General features: G+C 37.2%; 17 protein-coding genes and 3 tRNA genes. 11 read left to right on the forward strand and 9 right to left on the reverse strand.

Annotation, left to right across the window (positions count from 1 at the left end; translation table 11 throughout):
• Positions 1-36: 36 nt before the first annotated feature.
• Genes nusB through yajC form a run of 3 tightly spaced genes read left to right on the forward strand, consistent with a single transcriptional unit; the run spans position 37 to position 1,754 of the window.
• Positions 37-978: a transcription antitermination factor NusB gene (gene nusB, locus H4K35_RS11990; RefSeq protein WP_182628209.1), complete on the forward strand. Its 942-nt coding sequence runs from the start codon at positions 37-39 to the stop codon at positions 976-978.
• Between the two features lie 27 nt (positions 979-1,005).
• The gene (locus tag H4K35_RS11995) at positions 1,006-1,458 is read left to right on the forward strand and encodes a DUF1573 domain-containing protein (RefSeq protein WP_182628210.1); all 453 of its coding nucleotides are present in this window, start codon (positions 1,006-1,008) and stop codon (positions 1,456-1,458) included.
• 20 nt (positions 1,459-1,478) lie between these two features.
• On the forward strand, positions 1,479-1,754 hold the full coding sequence (gene yajC / locus H4K35_RS12000) for a preprotein translocase subunit YajC (RefSeq protein ID WP_182628211.1): 276 nt from the start codon (positions 1,479-1,481) through the stop codon (positions 1,752-1,754).
• A gap of 130 nt (positions 1,755-1,884) precedes the next feature.
• Here the strand turns inward: yajC and gap are convergent, their stop codons facing one another.
• Entirely contained in the window at positions 1,885-2,895 is a 1,011-nt protein-coding gene (gene gap / locus H4K35_RS12005; protein WP_182628212.1) for a type I glyceraldehyde-3-phosphate dehydrogenase, read from the reverse strand.
• A gap of 48 nt (positions 2,896-2,943) precedes the next feature.
• A complete protein-coding gene (gene lipA / locus H4K35_RS12010) occupies positions 2,944-3,816 on the reverse strand; it encodes a lipoyl synthase (protein WP_182628213.1) in 873 nt (290 codons plus the stop codon).
• A 235-nt stretch (positions 3,817-4,051) separates the two neighbouring features.
• On the opposite strand from lipA, the gene H4K35_RS12015 reads away from it, so the two are divergent.
• Entirely contained in the window at positions 4,052-4,885 is an 834-nt protein-coding gene (locus tag H4K35_RS12015; protein ID WP_182628214.1) for a DUF4261 domain-containing protein, read from the forward strand.
• A 308-nt stretch (positions 4,886-5,193) separates the two neighbouring features.
• Positions 5,194-6,537 carry a Na+/H+ antiporter NhaA gene (nhaA, locus tag H4K35_RS12020; protein WP_182628215.1) on the forward strand — a complete coding sequence of 448 codons (1,344 nt, stop codon included), beginning with the start codon at positions 5,194-5,196 and terminating at the stop codon, positions 6,535-6,537.
• Positions 6,538-6,600: 63 nt separating this feature from the next.
• Here the strand turns inward: nhaA and H4K35_RS12025 are convergent, their stop codons facing one another.
• From H4K35_RS12025 to H4K35_RS12035, 3 genes are all read right to left on the reverse strand, one after another.
• Complete coding sequence (locus tag H4K35_RS12025) at positions 6,601-7,950, reverse strand: DEAD/DEAH box helicase (RefSeq protein WP_182628216.1); 1,350 nt, start codon at positions 7,948-7,950, stop codon at positions 6,601-6,603.
• An 83-nt stretch (positions 7,951-8,033) separates the two neighbouring features.
• A complete protein-coding gene (locus tag H4K35_RS12030) occupies positions 8,034-8,798 on the reverse strand; it encodes a C40 family peptidase (protein ID WP_182628217.1) in 765 nt (254 codons plus the stop codon).
• A gap of 88 nt (positions 8,799-8,886) precedes the next feature.
• Positions 8,887-10,065 (reverse strand): acetyl-CoA C-acyltransferase, encoded by a 1,179-nt coding sequence (locus H4K35_RS12035; protein ID WP_182628218.1) that lies wholly within the window; start codon positions 10,063-10,065, stop codon positions 8,887-8,889.
• Positions 10,066-10,485: 420 nt separating this feature from the next.
• Between H4K35_RS12035 and H4K35_RS12040 the strand changes: the two genes are divergently transcribed.
• From H4K35_RS12040 to H4K35_RS12060, 5 genes are all read left to right on the forward strand, one after another.
• A tRNA-Ser gene (locus tag H4K35_RS12040) sits at positions 10,486-10,569 on the forward strand.
• 6 nt (positions 10,570-10,575) lie between these two features.
• A tRNA-Pro gene (locus H4K35_RS12045) sits at positions 10,576-10,653 on the forward strand.
• Between the two features lie 15 nt (positions 10,654-10,668).
• Positions 10,669-10,742 (forward strand) — tRNA-Arg (locus tag H4K35_RS12050).
• A 159-nt stretch (positions 10,743-10,901) separates the two neighbouring features.
• On the forward strand, positions 10,902-11,738 hold the full coding sequence (locus H4K35_RS12055; RefSeq protein ID WP_182628219.1) for an AraC family transcriptional regulator: 837 nt from the start codon (positions 10,902-10,904) through the stop codon (positions 11,736-11,738).
• 86 nt (positions 11,739-11,824) lie between these two features.
• Positions 11,825-12,373, forward strand: coding sequence for a YbhB/YbcL family Raf kinase inhibitor-like protein (locus tag H4K35_RS12060; protein WP_182628220.1), 549 nt, complete (start codon positions 11,825-11,827; stop codon positions 12,371-12,373).
• A 195-nt stretch (positions 12,374-12,568) separates the two neighbouring features.
• Here H4K35_RS12060 and H4K35_RS12065 read toward each other — a convergent pair whose 3' ends face one another.
• The 3 genes from H4K35_RS12065 to H4K35_RS12075 all read right to left on the reverse strand — a co-directional run bounded on the left by H4K35_RS12065 (position 12,569) and on the right by H4K35_RS12075 (position 14,827).
• Positions 12,569-12,793 carry a CDGSH iron-sulfur domain-containing protein gene (locus H4K35_RS12065; RefSeq protein WP_182628221.1) on the reverse strand — a complete coding sequence of 75 codons (225 nt, stop codon included), beginning with the start codon at positions 12,791-12,793 and terminating at the stop codon, positions 12,569-12,571.
• A gap of 527 nt (positions 12,794-13,320) precedes the next feature.
• On the reverse strand, positions 13,321-13,998 hold the full coding sequence (locus tag H4K35_RS12070; RefSeq protein WP_255492457.1) for a hypothetical protein: 678 nt from the start codon (positions 13,996-13,998) through the stop codon (positions 13,321-13,323).
• A 268-nt stretch (positions 13,999-14,266) separates the two neighbouring features.
• On the reverse strand, positions 14,267-14,827 hold the full coding sequence (locus tag H4K35_RS12075; protein WP_182628222.1) for a hypothetical protein: 561 nt from the start codon (positions 14,825-14,827) through the stop codon (positions 14,267-14,269).
• Positions 14,828-14,988: 161 nt separating this feature from the next.
• Between H4K35_RS12075 and H4K35_RS12080 the strand changes: the two genes are divergently transcribed.
• Positions 14,989-15,774, forward strand: coding sequence for an alpha/beta fold hydrolase (locus tag H4K35_RS12080; RefSeq protein WP_182628223.1), 786 nt, complete (start codon positions 14,989-14,991; stop codon positions 15,772-15,774).
• Here the strand turns inward: H4K35_RS12080 and H4K35_RS12085 are convergent.
• The gene (locus H4K35_RS12085) at positions 15,769-15,972 is read right to left on the reverse strand and encodes a hypothetical protein (protein ID WP_182628224.1); all 204 of its coding nucleotides are present in this window, start codon (positions 15,970-15,972) and stop codon (positions 15,769-15,771) included. The genes H4K35_RS12080 and H4K35_RS12085 overlap by 6 nt on opposite strands.
• Positions 15,973-15,974 lie beyond the last annotated feature (2 nt).

Below are 15,974 nucleotides of genomic sequence, written 5' to 3' on the forward strand. Positions count from 1 at the left end.
AATAAAAATTCAAATCATTTTAAGTTCTTTAGTAGCATGTTAAATCGAAGACACATTCGTATCAAGGTTATGCAGACGCTTTATGCCCTGCACCAAAGTAATTCTGACCAAGTTCAAGTTGGTGAGAAATTTTTAAACCACAGCATGGATAGTATACAAGAGTTGTATCTAGTTATGCTAACCCTCCTGATAGAAATTCGAAAAAAAGAAGAAGAATACATCGAAATTTCTCAGAAAAAACATTTAGCTACATCGGAAGAACGCAATCCAAACAAGAAGTTTATCGAAAACCAAGTCCTTGAGTTATTGAGTAATTCTACTTCAATTAGCAATAAAGTGGAAGAGCGCAGTATGGTGTATTGGCAAAGAAAGGATCACTATGTTCAATTGATGTTGGACGAGGTGAAAGCAAGCCAATTGTATAAAGACTACATGAAATCAAAGACGCGTTCGTTTAAAGAAGACCAAGACTTTATCGTTGACATTTACACGGAAATTCTTGCGCCAAACGAGAAAATTTACGACTTCTTAGAAGATACAAAATTAACCTGGGTAGATGATTTACCTGTTGTTAATACTTTGATACAAAAGCAATTAAGACAGTTAAAGGATGCGGAGCAAGCCTTTTTTGTACCGAAAGTATTCAAAGATAGCGAAGATAAAGAATTTGCTGTTGATTTATACCGTAGAACTGTCCTAAACGGTGCTGAATTTGCCAAAGAATACGACGGCAAAACACCAAATTGGGATACAGAACGCATCGCTGCTATAGATATTATTATTTTGAAAATGGCGATTTGTGAAATGTTGCGTTTCTCTTCTATACCAGTCAAAGTAACAATTAATGAATATTTAGAACTTGCAAAAGAATATTCTACACCAAAAAGTAGTATATTTATCAACGGTATTCTTGATAATATTTCGAAAGAACTAGAAACTCAAGGTCGTTTGAATAAAATCGGAAAAGGACTTTTATAAGACTAAATAACTAAATAACTATATCTCATGAAAAAAATATTAATGTTGTCATGTGTGGCCTTATTGAGCATGACAGCTTGTAAAAAAAATGATGCCTCTAGTCGTGTTAGCGAAGAAAGCGTAGCTAAAATTGAAGAAAAAGCTGCAGCTAAAAAAAATAGTGGAACGCCAAAAATGGAGTTTGTAGAACTTGCTCATGATTTTGGTACTATTGGAAATAACGAAGCGGTAGAAACGGAATTTAGTTTTACTAATACGGGAGATGCTGATTTAGTTATTATTGATGCTCGTGCTACTTGTGGATGTACAGTACCTGAGTATCAAAAAACACCTATTAAACCAGGAGAAACTTCAAAACTAAAAGTTAGATTTCAAACAGGAGCCGTAGGACAACAACAAAAAACCGTTACCTTAACAACGAATACAGAAAAAGGAGAGGAGTTCCTAACAATTAAAGCGAACGTTTCTCCAGCAAACTAATTTTTTAATACTTATATTTTATGGAAGGAATACAACAATTTTTACCCATGATTCTTATTTTTGTTGCGATCTATTTTTTTATGATTCGTCCGCAACAAAAAAAGATGAAACAAGAAAAGGAGTACGAGGCTAGTCTAAAAATAGGAGATCGTATTATTACTAAATCAGGTTTACACGGAAGAATTGCTGAGTTAAATGAATCAACAGTTGTTGTAGAAACAATGGCAGGAAAACTATTAATGGAGCGTTCTGCTATCTCTATGGATATGAGCCAAAAGCTTCAAGAGAAGAAATAAGCGAATAAGCAATCGATATAAGAAAATAGGCATCTCAGTGGATGCCTATTTTTTTTGTATGTAATGGGTTCAAATTCATTAATTAAAAAAGAATTTCCTTGGGTTGTCCCTTGTTTTCGTCAAGCTTTTCTTAGGCTTTTCTTAGGCTATCGATATAGCAAATTAAGTCAATTAAGCGAGAAGAATATCCGATTTCGTTGTCATACCAACCAACTACTTTCACCATGCGATCCAAAACTGAGGTTAGTTGTGCATCGAATAAACAAGAGTGGGTGTTTCCGATAACATCTACAGATACAATAGGGTCTTCGGTATAGGCTAAGATGCCTTTTAATTCGTTTTCTGCGGCAGATTTAAAGGCTTGATTAATCTCCTCAATGCTTACTTCTCGTTGTACATAGCAAGTAATATCGGTTAAAGAGCCATCAGGTACGGGTACGCGAATACCTCCACCGCCAATTTTTCCTTCGTATTCCGGAAAAATTTTGGTTAGCGCTTTAGCGGCACCAGTGGTTGTAGGTACAATGGATTGGGCTGCACCTCGAGCTCTTCTCAAGTCTTTGTGAGGTTGATCGTGTAGGCTTTGATCTGTGGTATAGGAGTGAACCGTGGTTATATAAGCTTGCTCCATCCCACATAATTTTTTGATAATTTTCACCATTGGAGCCGCATTATTTGTCGTGCAACTGGCATTGGAAATGATGCGTTCTTCTCCTGTTAAAATGTGCTCGTTAACTCCTAATACAATGGTTTTTATCTCATTGTCTTCTGGGGGAACAGATAAAATAACGCGTTTTGCACCTTGTTTTAGATGTGCTTCTAACAAGGCAGTTGTTTTGCGTTTTCCCGTTGATTCAACCACGTAATCAACATCCAACCTCGCCCAAGGTAGGTCAGTAATTTCCTTTGTGCTAAAATAGGGAATCTTTTGTTGATTGATAATTAAGTGATCAGCATCATAAGTTACCTCGGCTTGCAAGATTCCGTGAATGCTGTCGTATTTTATTAGATGTGCCATGGTCTGCACATCTGCTAAATCGTTAATAGCCACAACTTCAATGACAGGGTGGTTGAGCAATAATTTAAAGAGGTTTCGGCCAATGCGTCCGAATCCATTAATCGCAACGTTAATTTTTTTCATTGGTTGTAAAAGCAGATGGTCGCTTAGTAGCGACCATCACTATTATAATTATAAAATATGTTTTTGAGCTTTGTAAGAAGAACGTACAAGTGCACCACTTTCCACGTGTCTGAATCCCAATTCTAAACCGATTTCTTCGTATTTCTTGAATTGTTCAGGTGTAATAAATTCTTTTACAGGTAAGTGTTTTTTACTTGGTTGTAAATACTGACCAATGGTAATAACATCTAATCCGACAGCTCTTAAATCGTGCATGGTTTGGATTACTTCTTCTTCTGTTTCACCTAATCCAAGCATAATTCCTGACTTGGTACGTTTTGCACCATTATCTTTTAAGTATTTTAGCACAGCTAAACTGCGGTCGTATTTGGCCTGAATTCGTACTTCTCTTGTTAAACGACGAACGGTTTCCATATTGTGAGAGATCACTTCAGGAGCTACTTCAAGGATGCGATCCAATAAGCGTTCTTCACCTTGAAAATCGGGAATTAATGTTTCCATTGTCGTTCCAGGACTGATACGGCGTACCGCTTTTACTGTTTCTGCCCAAATGATAGACCCCCCGTCTTTTAAGTCGTCGCGATCTACACTTGTTAGTACAGCGTGCTTAATATTCATTAATTTTATTGATCGAGCCACTTTGTCTGGTTCATCCCAGTCTACTGTTTCTGGACGTCCCGTTTTTACTCCACAGAAGCCGCAAGAACGCGTACAGATATTACCTAAAATCATAAAAGTAGCTGTTCCTTCTCCCCAACATTCTCCCATATTTGGACAACTACCCGAGGTACAAATGGTATGTAATTTATATTTGTCTACCAGTCCTCTTAATTCAGTATATTTCTTACCTGTAGGCAATTTTACACGCAACCATTTTGGTTTGGCCTGTGGTTGTATATTTTTGTCTAAGATTGTATCCATACTTTCATTTTATCAAAGTACAAATATACTGAAATCTTCTCTTTTATCGTTGGTTTTTTGCGAATTATAAAACTGCCTCTAAACTAAGAATAGCCTTGTGTTTCTTGCTTCTTTTTGACGAGATTTTTGAGAATAGTGGTCGTTCAAAAGTCAAGATGGGTCAAATATTAATCGATAGAAATAAATGAGAAATAGCAAGGAATGCGTATTTTTGGATATCTAAAAAAAAGAAGTGATGGGATTATTTAATTGGTTGAAAAAAGAGCAACCTAAAAAGCAGGCGGAAACAACATCCAAAGAAGCAGTCGAACAAGCAGTCGAAGCTACCGATAGTTTGTTGTTGGCTATGCCGATGTTTGAAAAAGGCGAAAAATATAGTATTGAAGCTGTGTTAGCCTACCTCACTCAAACGTGGGGGTATGAAATAGAAGGGCAAGATTATGACGATACAACTGCTGTATTGACTACTCAAGGAACGATGTTTGCAATCGCTTTTATGCCTGCGCCTATCCCTGAAAACGATGTTCAGCATAGCGCTCAATTCGCTTATAATTGGGAAACTGTCTTGGAAGATATCCAAGAAGTGGATAGTCACGCGATAGTTTCTGTAGTTAGTGGCGCTATGGATGTTGTTGAGCGTCATCTTTTGTTGTCGCGTATTTTATTCGCTATCATGGCTACTACTCCCGCTTGCGTAGGGGTGTACCAAGGAAGTCAAACCTTGTTGATTCCACGTGAACAATATTTGGACTACGCCCAAGAGTTAGAAGAAGGAAAAGTAGTAGTTCCACTTTGGATCTACATTGGTTTACGTACAACCACAGAAGGAAATAGCCTTTATACGTATGGATTATCAGGCTTTGGCAAGCAAGAAATCGAAATTGTCAATTCTCCTTTAGCCTTAGATGAACTATACGGTTTTCTTGTCAATATAAGTTCGTATGTAATAGGGAGCGATGTGGTATTGCAGCATGGGGAAACGCTTGGTTATACAGCGGAGCAAAAGATAAATATTACCTCTTCTGCAGGAGTGTTTGTTGAAGGTCAAACATTGAAGTTAGCCATGTAAAGGGGGGAAACCCTATTTTTTATTAACCTTAGGCTTTTTATTTCCTAGTAGTTTGAATAAAAAAACAGTAAAAATGTTTTTATATAATTAACGTACAAAGCAAACTTTTGTTTATTAGTTTTCAAGAAAAGAAATAAGATCTTACCTATTGTTGTTTTAAACTCAAATTTGGTTGGGAAAAAGGTATATTTATAACAAAATTTAGAGTGCTTTTAAAATAAAGGATTTTTAAAAATTATTGGTTTGCTTGGTTAAAAGATAATGAAAAACTATATTTGTTATTAAATATTTATACAAACTCAAAAGAAATGGATGATAATCTAAAGTTGACACCAGCAGATAAGTGGATTGTTGCACCTGTAAATAAATTTATGCAAAAGTCTACATCTGGAGGGATAATATTATTTATTGCTGCCTTGATTGCCATTTTTATGGCGAATTCTGCTTGGGCAGATCAATACACTGCTTTTTGGGAAGAAAATCACATTGCCTTTTCCTTTAATGAATTTTCGTTAAATCACTCATTGAAACATTGGGTAAACGATGGATTAATGGCTATTTTCTTCTTTGTTGTTGGTTTAGAATTAAAAAGGGAATTAACCACAGGAGAATTGTCTTCACCCAAAAAAGCAATGCTACCGATTATTGCGGCGATTGGAGGTATGGTTGTTCCAGCTTCTATTTACGCTATTTTTAATGCGGGAACAGATGCTGCGCATGGATGGGGAATTCCAATGGCAACGGATATTGCGTTTGCTTTGGGGGTATTGTATTTACTAGGCGACAAAGTACCAACATCCTTGAAGGTGTTTTTAACTGCTTTGGCAATTGCGGATGATTTAGGCGCCGTAATGGTTATTGCTATTTTTTATACGGAACAGTTGTCGTTGATTAATTTAGGCATAGGGTTGGGCTTTTTCGGGTTGTTGATTATTAGTAACTTAATTGGAATTCGAAATACACTTTACTACGCTATTATTGGAATTGGGGGGATTTGGTTGGCATTTATGTTATCCGGTGTTCACGCGACAATTGCGGCAGTTTTAGCAGCATTTGCTATTCCGTCTACTGCAAAAATTCACGAGCCATTTTTCCGCAAGAAACTTGATCAACTTAGAAACAGATTTAACAGCATTGATCCTAATGACAAGATACCCAACCTAACAGGGGAGCAGATGGATTGTGTTGAGGAGATCAAAGATTTGGCTAAAAACAGCTTGCCACCTGCGATTCGCTTGGAGCACAGCATGCACAATTTCGTTGCTTTCTTCGTTATGCCTGTGTTTGCTTTAGCTAATGCTGCGATTCCAGTTAACATGAGTGAAGGCGAAGGTTTAAGTGCAGTAACATTAGGAGTAGCTTTGGGTTTACTCGTTGGAAAAGTGCTTGGTGTTTTCGGTCTTACGGCTTTGGTTATTAAGTCGGGCCTTGCTAAAATGCCTGAGGGAATGACATACAAAAACCTATTCGGATTGGGGTTATTAGCCGCTATTGGATTTACCATGTCTTTATTCGTAACAGAATTAGCTTTTGATATTAACATACATCCGGAGTTTCCAGGTCAAGCGAAATTGGGGATTCTAATTGCTTCTGGTTTAGGAGGATTATTGGGATTCATCGTCTTGAGTTTGGTTGGGAAACCCAAGAAGTAAAAGCATATACACAATAAAAAAGCCGAATATAACGCGTTATATTCGGCTTTTTTATTGTGTACCTTAGTCTTTCTTTTTCTTTGCCGCTCGTTTGGCTTCAACCGCGCGATTTCTTGGCTTTGTTTTTCTTGGTTTTCGCTTGCCAGGTCCACCCAAGTTAACTTTGGTATTCTTTTCTTTTTTGGCGTGAAAAGCAGCTCCTTTTTCTAATGGCTTTTTCACTTTAACCAATTGCTTGGCTTTGAGTTTTGATTTTTCAAACTCCATTAGTTTGTCAGAAATCTCAACGGTAGCAGGAATTTCCATAGGGCGTAATTCCTTTTCCATCAATTCTTCTGCTTCCAGAAGCATTTCCTCTTCTTTGGGGTCAACAAAAGAAATAGCAATCCCCGTTTTATCTGCACGTCCTGTACGACCAATACGGTGAATGTATTGTTCCGGAGAATCGGTAAACTGTAAATTGATGACATGGCTAATATCAGAGATATCCAATCCACGCGCCATAATATCAGTAGTCAATAAACCTCTTAGAACATTGGCTTGAAATTCAGCCATAGAACGCAAACGGAAGTTTTGAGATTTATTTGAGTGAATAACTGTAAACTCCTCTGGGAATGCCTCTTCTAATTGTTCCATCACAATATCAGCTAAACGCTTACTGTTGATGAAAATAAGTACGCGATTGAATTCCTCTTTGTTTTGTAACAAGTCCATCAATAGGTTCATCTTCGTATAGAAGTTGGGCACGAGATATACTTGTTGATCGATTTTTTCCAAAGGCGTTCCAGAAGCGGCAAGTGATACTTCTTCTGGGAAATCAAAAAAGTCTTCCAACACTTCATCTACTTCTTCTGTCATGGTAGCAGAAAACAAAATATTTTGTCTTTTGCTTCTCATCATGGCTAAGATTGAAGTTAACTGTGTTCTAAAACCTAAGTTTAGTATTTCGTCAAATTCGTCAATAACTAGTTTTTGTAGGTTGTCAAAGCGCAACACACCATCCAGTGCTAAGTCCATCATACGACCAGGTGTTCCCACTAAAATATCGACACCGTCGTAAACTGCTTTGCGTTGTGTGTTGATATTGGTTCCACCATAAACACCTAACGAGCGAATTGACATGTATTGTGTTAGTTTATTCACTTCATCAACAACCTGAACAACCAATTCGCGTGTTGGTACAATAATAACAACACGAGGTGTATCCACTTGGGCAAATTTCCACTGTTTTAAAATGGGAAGTAAATAAGCATATGTTTTACCTGTACCTGTTTGTGCAATTCCCATCACATCTCTTCCAGATAAAATAACGGGAAATGATTTGGATTGAATTGGTGTAGGTGTAGTAATTTGAAGCTCATCTAGGGCTTTTTGTAAAGCTTTCGGTAGATTAAATTGCTCGAAAGTATGCATAAAATATCTTATTTGGACAAAGATACGTTTTTTTACGCACGTAGTAGATATTGTAAGTAAATTGAATAAAAGGGATGGATCTACTAAAGGATTTTTTTGATTACGCGTAGTTTATGGGTGTGTTTTCCTGAGTCTACATTGTAGATACCCAAATGATCCAAACGATCAATACGCACTTTGCCATGTGCGTGAATAATGTAGTTATTATCCATTATAATTCCTACGTGAATAATATTGCCTTCGGCATTGTCAAAAAAGGCTAAATCGCCTGCTTCACTTTCTTCAATAAAGCTCAATGCTTCACCAACGGTAGCTTGTTGAGAGGCGTCTCGTGGAATCACATGTCCATTAATTTTGTATACCATTTGTGTAAATCCAGAACAATCAATACCAAAAGGTGTTTTTCCACCCCAAAGATAAGGGGCGTTCAAATACATAAATGCAGTTTTTACAAATTGACTTTTGGTGAATGTACCTGTTATGGAACGCCCTTCGAATGCGAATTTCATCGGATTGGTTGCGGCGTGTTTGAGTACGTTGAGGTTGCTCCCTAGCGGAATAGACATCAACTGGTTGTCTGCAGAATGTAGAAATTCTACAAAATCTCCTGCGTAAATAGGGGCTGTTTGATTAAGGGTTTCAAATTCATTTCTGTCGATGCATTGAAACTGTTTATTATCTACCCATCCTTGGTATTGATCAAAAGCCAATTCAATTTTAGACCATTTTTCTGTTTGTTCGAGTACTGTAAACAATTCTCCGAATAGCAATTGAGAAACCAATTCGCTTTTATCGCTTGGTTCTGCGCGTAGGGGAACAATCGAAAGATTACAATAGGCAAACGTCATAGTAGGTCTTTTTATTTAGGGTACAAAAATAAAGATGAGTTTGAAGAAATCAAACCCATCTTTGTATAAATATTAGTGTTGAGCAAAATTATGCTCTTTCAATCACAATAGCAGAAGCACCACCACCACCATTACAGATAGCAGCTGCACCAATTTTAGCGTTGTTTTGTTCTAATACATTTAACAAGGTAACAACGATACGTGCTCCTGAACATCCTAATGGGTGTCCTAAAGCTACAGCACCACCGTTTACGTTGATTTTGTCTGTATTTAAGTCTAAGATTTTAGCATTAGCTAAACCTACAACAGAGAAAGCCTCGTTGAATTCGAAGAAATCAACATCCGCAAGGGATAAGTTTGCTTTTTTCAAGGCAATTGGCAACGCTTTTGCAGGCGCAGTTGTGAACCAAATAGGCTCTTGTGCAGCGTCAGCATAACTTCTGATATAGGCTAATGGTTTTAAACCTAAATCTTTCGCTTTTTCTTCGCTCATTAGTACTACAGCCGCAGCTCCGTCATTGATTGTTGATGCGTTAGCAGCAGTAACCGTTCCTTCTTTTGTAAAAGCAGGACGCAATCCTGAAATCTTGTCTAATTTTACGTTTGAGTATTCCTCGTCTTTTGAAACGATGATTGGTTCGCCTCTGCGTTGTGGAACCTCTACGGGAACAATTTCCATATCAAATTTACCTTCTTCCCAAGCTTTAGCTGAACGCTCGTATGATTGGATGGCGAAAGCATCTTGTTCTTCTCTTGAGATGTTGTGTACTTTTGCTGTATTGTCAGCAGCTACACCCATCGCTTGGTTGTCATATGCATCAACAAGACCGTCATTTTGTAATCCATCCACCAAAGTAGTAGGACCAAATTTTTGTCCATTTCTCATATGTACGTAGTGTGGAATCAAACTCATATTCTCCATACCACCAGCAACAACTACCTCAGCATCTCCAGACATAATTGCTTGTGCTCCTTGCATGATCGCTTTCATTCCTGATGCACAAACTTTGTTTACTGTAGTACATGGAACATTACTGCTTAATCCAGCGTAAATAGCTGCTTGACGTGCTGGTGCTTGTCCAACACCTGCTTGAACAACGTTACCCATTAATACTTCGTCAACTAAATTTACATCTAAATTGATTTTATCAATAGCACCTTTGATCGCAACCGCTCCTAATCTTGTTGCAGGAACCGTAGATAGGGATCCTAAGAAGCTACCAATTGGTGTTCTAGCAGCAGATACAATTACTACTCTTTTACTCATAATGTATAGTGTTTAATAAGTTAGATTTATTTTTGATTCTATAGTTAACGACAAATATACATTATAAATTTATTTGTTAGAATTGTATAGGGAAATAATCCATGATATTAACATTAATCTTCCGTAGGACCTTTTATTTGGTGATTTAAAGGAGGCAATCGGGGAATAAAACGATATCTATGAAGAGGAGAGAGTGATAGAATAGGAAATACAAAGGAAGGATAGGCAGATTATACAGCATAATAGTCCCAGTGTAGCAAAAAAAAACAAAAAAAAATATAAGGTATGTGCTTGATAGATAATTGATTTGTTCGGGAGGTGTATTTTTTTTAAATTTTTATGTTGGAAATATTTGGAAACAACGAAAACTCGTGCTACTTTTGCATCCGCATTACAGAAGATAAGTCTTCTTAAAGCAACGGAGAGGTGCCGGAGTGGTAACGGAGCAGATTGCTAATCTGTCGACTGGTAACGGTCGCCAGGGTTCGAGTCCCTGTCTCTCCGCTTCTTCGGGGTGTAGCGTAGCCCGGTCATCGCGCCTGGTTTGGGACCAGGAGGTCGCAGGTTCGAATCCTGCCACCCCGACCACTACAACTAGTGTAGGGTCCAATAGCTCAGCTGGATAGAGCAACTGCCTTCTAAGCAGTAGGTCTCAGGTTCGAATCCTGATTGGATCACGAAAAAGTCTTAACGAGAGTTAGGACTTTTTTTGTTTTTATGTAAGCCGTGGATTTTATTTGTACTTTTAACTCGTTCGATCCCGTCAACTTCATCTAGTATCGAACGTATAAAATACGTATCTCGACAGGTAGATTCGCTTTAAAAGAATTTTATCCATGAATATTATTACCCTTCCTAACGATCTGAATCTTGATGGTATGGCCACCATTCAACTTTTTGATTATCGCAGTTCCCGAGAAGTAGCTCGACAACAAATCGCGCTCAACCAAAATACATTTAGCTTTTTGCTTGAGGGAACTAAAGAAGTTGTTTTTGAAGATGCACTACAGTCCATTGACCCCGCGAAATTCTTACTGATGAAAGCTGGACATTGTTTAATGACAGAACAATTGTCAAAAGCCAATAGCTACCGAAGTGTCTTGTTGTTTTTTTCCAATGAGATGATTTATAAGTTCATCCAAAAATATGAAGTAGTGCAAAAGAAGCCGAATGACTATAAAACGGCGTATGCTTTCGATTACGATGCCTTTATTCGTCGTTTTGTATGCAGTTTACTCGATATTGCTACCTTGTCAAAAGAAATTCAACAGCATTTATTAGCGGTCAAATTAGACGAAATTCTGTGGTATTTGGTCGAAATAAATGGAAAAGATATGCTCTACTCACTGGTGTATACAACGGATGATAGCGTACAAAAGTTTACCCGCATAATCGAAAGCAATCAGCTGCGTAAATCGACGCTGAAAGAGCTTGCTTTCTTGTGTAATATGAGTGAGTCAACTTTTAAGCGAATGTTTAAAAAACACTATGGAGAATCGCCTATGCGTTGGTTTCAAAACAAGCGATTAGAACAGGCACATTATTTATTGACGGTGGAAAAGAAAACGGCTTCGGAAATTTATCTTGAAGTAGGCTATGAAAGTCTATCGAGTTTTGTTCAAGCCTATCGTGTAAAATATGGACACACGCCCAAACAACATCATAAAATGTGACCTTTTAGCTACAGTTTTTGAGCCCTTATCTATCTGTCTTTGATCGATACAAGGCTACTTTTGTTGGAAATAATAATTCAACTAGAATGAAAAAAGCTCAGTTACTTGTACTGCTGTTTTTGACCGTATCAACGGCAGCATTTGCACAAAAAACATTTACCTTATCGAGTAAAGATTTAGGAGGAGAAGGAACAAAAACATTGGAATTTAATGGGTTTGGATGTAATGGGAATAACCAATCTCCTCAATTGTATTGGGAAAATGCACCGGAGGGAACGCAAAGTTTTGCTATTACTATGTATGATCCAGATGCACCAACAGGAAGTGGATTCTGGCATTGGGTGGTCTTTGATATTCCATCAACTGTAAGCGAATTAGTCGCTAATGCAGGAAATATTTCCCTTGATCTAGCACCCAAAGGAGCAATTCAGAGTGTGACCGATTACGGCAGTAGAGGATTCGGAGGACCTTGTCCACCAGAAGGACATGGATTTCATCAATATATTATCACAGTTTACGCCTTAAAGACAACCAAATTGGGATTAGATGCGCAGGTAAATCCAGCACTTGTTGGGTTTAATCTTTGGAATCAAACGCTTGCAAAAGCTAGTATTGTGGCGTACTATAAACGATAAATCTATTTCGTTTTGCAATGAGCGAAGACTTGTTTTGAAGCGGGAAAGTGTATCTCACTAGGATACGTTTAAATGTTTGAATGAAAAAAGGTCTTTGGGAAACCAAAGACCTTTTTTGTGCTATTTCCTATGCCTTACGCTAGTTCAACGCAAGAGTATTTTTTGTTTTATTGTAGCGAATCTGAAAAGAACAACTTAGACTTTCTTTGGTGGAAGATCGAAGGCAACTGCTTCGTGTTCAAAATGTCCATTGTGTGCACCATCACAAAACGGTTTGTTTTTAGAAAGGCCACAACGACAAATGGATACTACTGTTCTTCCTTGTAATCCGTAGGTATTTCCATTGCGATCTACAATTTCAAAATCCCCTTCGATCTTTACCGATCCGTTATTGTTGATGGTTAGTTTTGTTTTTGACATGTCTATTTGAGTTTCGTTATTTTGTACGAAAATAAAATAATAAAATGAGGATGTAGAACCTATGGTTCTATTTAGACAGATTCCTTTTAATACGTGGTAGGCTTAGTGGTTGTCTTTAGTGTCATAGAGGATCTCCTCTATTTATAATAACAGTAGGGTATGCTGATTCTACAGATGCTCTGCATCCAAATGTGCTTCCTAAATCTCGATTTGCTTGGGAAGAGGTGATTGCATCGATTGAATCTCTACTAATTTATATGTCAGTCTTATGTTAGGATAAAAGAGTCTCAATGGGAATTGAAACTTTGTTATTTGTGGTTCTTCGGCTCTTTTAGATTTATTGCTAGAGAGGGGATTACGTAAAGTAAAATAACTCTAATAATATATAGGTAACTGTAAGGACTAACCCAACAATGTAATATTTATTATTATTTTTAATCCCTGTTTTATTTGATTTAATTAATAAAAATAATATAATTATAGTCAATAAAATATTTGGTGTGAGTCTTATTAAGTGTGTATTCATTTTATTTAATATTTCGATTCCATAAAGCGAGAGCGTATTTGAAGGTGTTTAACGCGTTAAAATGAATCTCTTGCTCTAGCTCATTCAGCGTTTTATTTTGTTTAACTTCTTCAATTTTTTTATCAAAATAAGTCTCAACATCAAGATCTTTTGCATCTGCAGTTTCAATTAATACCTTTTTAAAATAGGTAGGAACTTTATCGTCTTCATAATTTTCTTGTATAATAGAAACAATATTGTCAATAAAGATGTCAGTGTCCAATTCATCAAATGTTTTAAAGAATTTATCTAAATCACTAACTAGCTTTTTTTTATCAAAAATACTTTCAACTTCTTTTGTGGACATCGAAAAAGATGTTGATAATTTAGTAACAAGAGGTGCATGTAAGGTATCTACAAAATCAGTTGAATTCTTAAATTTATTTAAGTTATCATTAACAAATTCAACAATGAATTTATTGTGTGCAAATCCAACCTGCTGATTTAGATTGTCAAAATGCTGTGCAAATTTATCATCTGCTAGGTAAATCATACTTGGTTGATCCCAATACCAACTCCAAGCACTCGATCCGACTCCACCAATTACGATACCAACTGCTGTACCAAGAGGCCCTAAAGCTGTTCCAGCTGCTCCCCATACATATGCATCAGCTGCGTCAGTAGCAGCATAGTAATCCATTCTTTTTAGGCATAATTTTATCTTTTTGAATTTGAATAAAAGTACTTTTTCTATTACTCTATAATGGCTATTTGTGGTCTTTTGTCAAATTTTTAACTAAAAAAACATATAAAACAAATAATAAGATATTTTTTTTATAGTAATGATAATAAGTTTTGTGCTCTAAATGTTGGATAAATGTTAAAAAATAATACGTTTTTATTCATTAAGGTGAAGTTCTGAATTAATCCGTTACACGAGTTATTCTTAGGTATAAACTAGTAACGAACTACCACGCTCGTTTATCCGTTACAATAGGTTTCGTTAGATCAAACACCACATTAAAGCTAGTTTTAGCACCCGCACGTTGTAGATTATAGCTATATTCCTCCTCGTTAATGGTTACCCACCATAGGTTAGATGCTGCCGCGGGAATGCTCTGGGCTGTTTCTTGATCTGCGGGAAAATACTGTATTGTATCGTTTCCTGTATTGGTGGTTGTTCCTCCATACATGGTGATTTCATCCGGTTGACCGTTGGGTTGACGGTGGTCGTGTTTAAGTTCCAGTCGATCGCCTTTGAGGGTAAATACCCAAGTACGAGAAAGGTCATCCCCAACAAAAAAAGCAATTTTTACCTCTCGATTTGTACAGGATGAAACATACATGATGAGTTCCTTATTTTCAAAATCGGCTGGGATAGGAGTAGAAACAATTTTTCCTTTATAGGCCTTGCCACAGTGTTGTGCGAGGTTAGTCGTGAATTGTTCGGGATAGTTAGGTGTCGTTTGCGCTTGTGTTTGCACCATACTGAAGATACTTAGTAGTAATGCGATTGTTATTTTTTTCATTGCTGTACAGTTGTTATGGAGGTAAATATAGGAGTATAAATCAATTTACGCTAAACAGAGGGAAAGGTGGGGAATAGTAGTATTGTAAAATTCGCAATTAATCATATACTATTCAAATATATATTGCATTAAAATTTATATTTTTGGGTAAAGCTAAAAAAATGTATAGAATTACGGATAAAATAGTTTCAGTGCAGGGACAAGAGATAGCTGTTCAGCTGTATATCCAGGATCGCCCTACTACGGAAACAACCTTAGTGTTGTTGCACGATTCTTTGGGAAGTATAGCATTATGGCGCGATTGGCCAGGTTTGTTAGCCGAGCATTTGCAGTGTGATGTTATGGTTTATGATCGCGTGGGCTATGGAAAATCCCAACCTATGCAAACTTCTTTTCGCGAGCGAAACTACTTGGAACAAGAAGGGGAGTTTTTAGAGGCTTTGCGCCAAGTTTTGCAGTTGGGTAAAATTGCCGTTTTTGGACATAGTGATGGGGCTTCTATTGCACTTTGGTATGGTATCTTATACCCAGAACATACAGCGGCTATGGTTATTGAGGCTGGTCATGTCTTTGTGGAAGAGGAGACTTTGCAAGGTGTACGAGATGCGAAAAAAGCTTATGAAGAGACGGAATTAAGGCATCGTTTGGCTAAATATCACGGAGAACGCGTGGAAAAGCTGTGCTATGCTTGGTTTGATATCTGGTTGGACCCAGCGTATCGCGATTGGACGATGGTGCCAGAATTGTCTCGTATTACCTCTCCTTTACTTTTTTTACAAGGTGATTTAGACGAGTATGGTTCTTTGGCACAAGTGGAACAAACCCTCCAACATGTAAGTGGGGTAGCAGAAAAGTACATCTTTGAACAAGTGGGACATATCCCCCATAAAGAGCAAAAGGAGACAACCTTAACTCTGATTGTCTCCTTTTTAAATCGCTATTTATAAGCTGAGTAAATGCTCAATTTTTTCGTAAAATAGTTGTTCAATTCTCGGGTCTTTTGCCTGTAAATAGGAAGACTTCAAACTGTTTAAGTATTGATCTAAATTCGTGATTACACTGCCTTTTGCCAATTCAAAAGGCTCTTGCAGATTCTTGGCTTTAATTGTTTCTAGGGCAGTTTTAATGTATGTTTCTTTGTCCATTT

Source organism: Myroides sp. NP-2 (genome assembly GCF_014145665.1).
Lineage (GTDB): Bacteria > Bacteroidota > Bacteroidia > Flavobacteriales > Flavobacteriaceae > Flavobacterium.

Excerpts from the sequence above, each read along its gene's own strand:
- nusB (WP_182628209.1), top strand. The coding sequence starts at position 37 with ATGTTAAATCGAAGACACATTCGTATCAAGGTTATGCAGACGCTTTAT.
- H4K35_RS11995 (WP_182628210.1), top strand. The coding sequence starts at position 1,006 with ATGAAAAAAATATTAATGTTGTCATGTGTGGCCTTATTGAGCATGACA.
- yajC (WP_182628211.1), top strand. The coding sequence starts at position 1,479 with ATGGAAGGAATACAACAATTTTTACCCATGATTCTTATTTTTGTTGCG.
- gap (WP_182628212.1), bottom strand. The coding sequence starts at position 2,895 with ATGAAAAAAATTAACGTTGCGATTAATGGATTCGGACGCATTGGCCGA.
- lipA (WP_182628213.1), bottom strand. The coding sequence starts at position 3,816 with ATGGATACAATCTTAGACAAAAATATACAACCACAGGCCAAACCAAAA.
- H4K35_RS12015 (WP_182628214.1), top strand. The coding sequence starts at position 4,052 with ATGGGATTATTTAATTGGTTGAAAAAAGAGCAACCTAAAAAGCAGGCG.
- nhaA (WP_182628215.1), top strand. The coding sequence starts at position 5,194 with ATGGATGATAATCTAAAGTTGACACCAGCAGATAAGTGGATTGTTGCA.
- H4K35_RS12025 (WP_182628216.1), bottom strand. The coding sequence starts at position 7,950 with ATGCATACTTTCGAGCAATTTAATCTACCGAAAGCTTTACAAAAAGCC.
- H4K35_RS12030 (WP_182628217.1), bottom strand. The coding sequence starts at position 8,798 with ATGACGTTTGCCTATTGTAATCTTTCGATTGTTCCCCTACGCGCAGAA.
- H4K35_RS12035 (WP_182628218.1), bottom strand. The coding sequence starts at position 10,065 with ATGAGTAAAAGAGTAGTAATTGTATCTGCTGCTAGAACACCAATTGGT.
- H4K35_RS12055 (WP_182628219.1), top strand. The coding sequence starts at position 10,902 with ATGAATATTATTACCCTTCCTAACGATCTGAATCTTGATGGTATGGCC.
- H4K35_RS12060 (WP_182628220.1), top strand. The coding sequence starts at position 11,825 with ATGAAAAAAGCTCAGTTACTTGTACTGCTGTTTTTGACCGTATCAACG.
- H4K35_RS12065 (WP_182628221.1), bottom strand. The coding sequence starts at position 12,793 with ATGTCAAAAACAAAACTAACCATCAACAATAACGGATCGGTAAAGATC.
- H4K35_RS12070 (WP_255492457.1), bottom strand. The coding sequence starts at position 13,998 with ATGGATTACTATGCTGCTACTGACGCAGCTGATGCATATGTATGGGGA.
- H4K35_RS12075 (WP_182628222.1), bottom strand. The coding sequence starts at position 14,827 with ATGAAAAAAATAACAATCGCATTACTACTAAGTATCTTCAGTATGGTG.
- H4K35_RS12080 (WP_182628223.1), top strand. The coding sequence starts at position 14,989 with ATGTATAGAATTACGGATAAAATAGTTTCAGTGCAGGGACAAGAGATA.
- H4K35_RS12085 (WP_182628224.1), bottom strand. The coding sequence starts at position 15,972 with ATGGACAAAGAAACATACATTAAAACTGCCCTAGAAACAATTAAAGCC.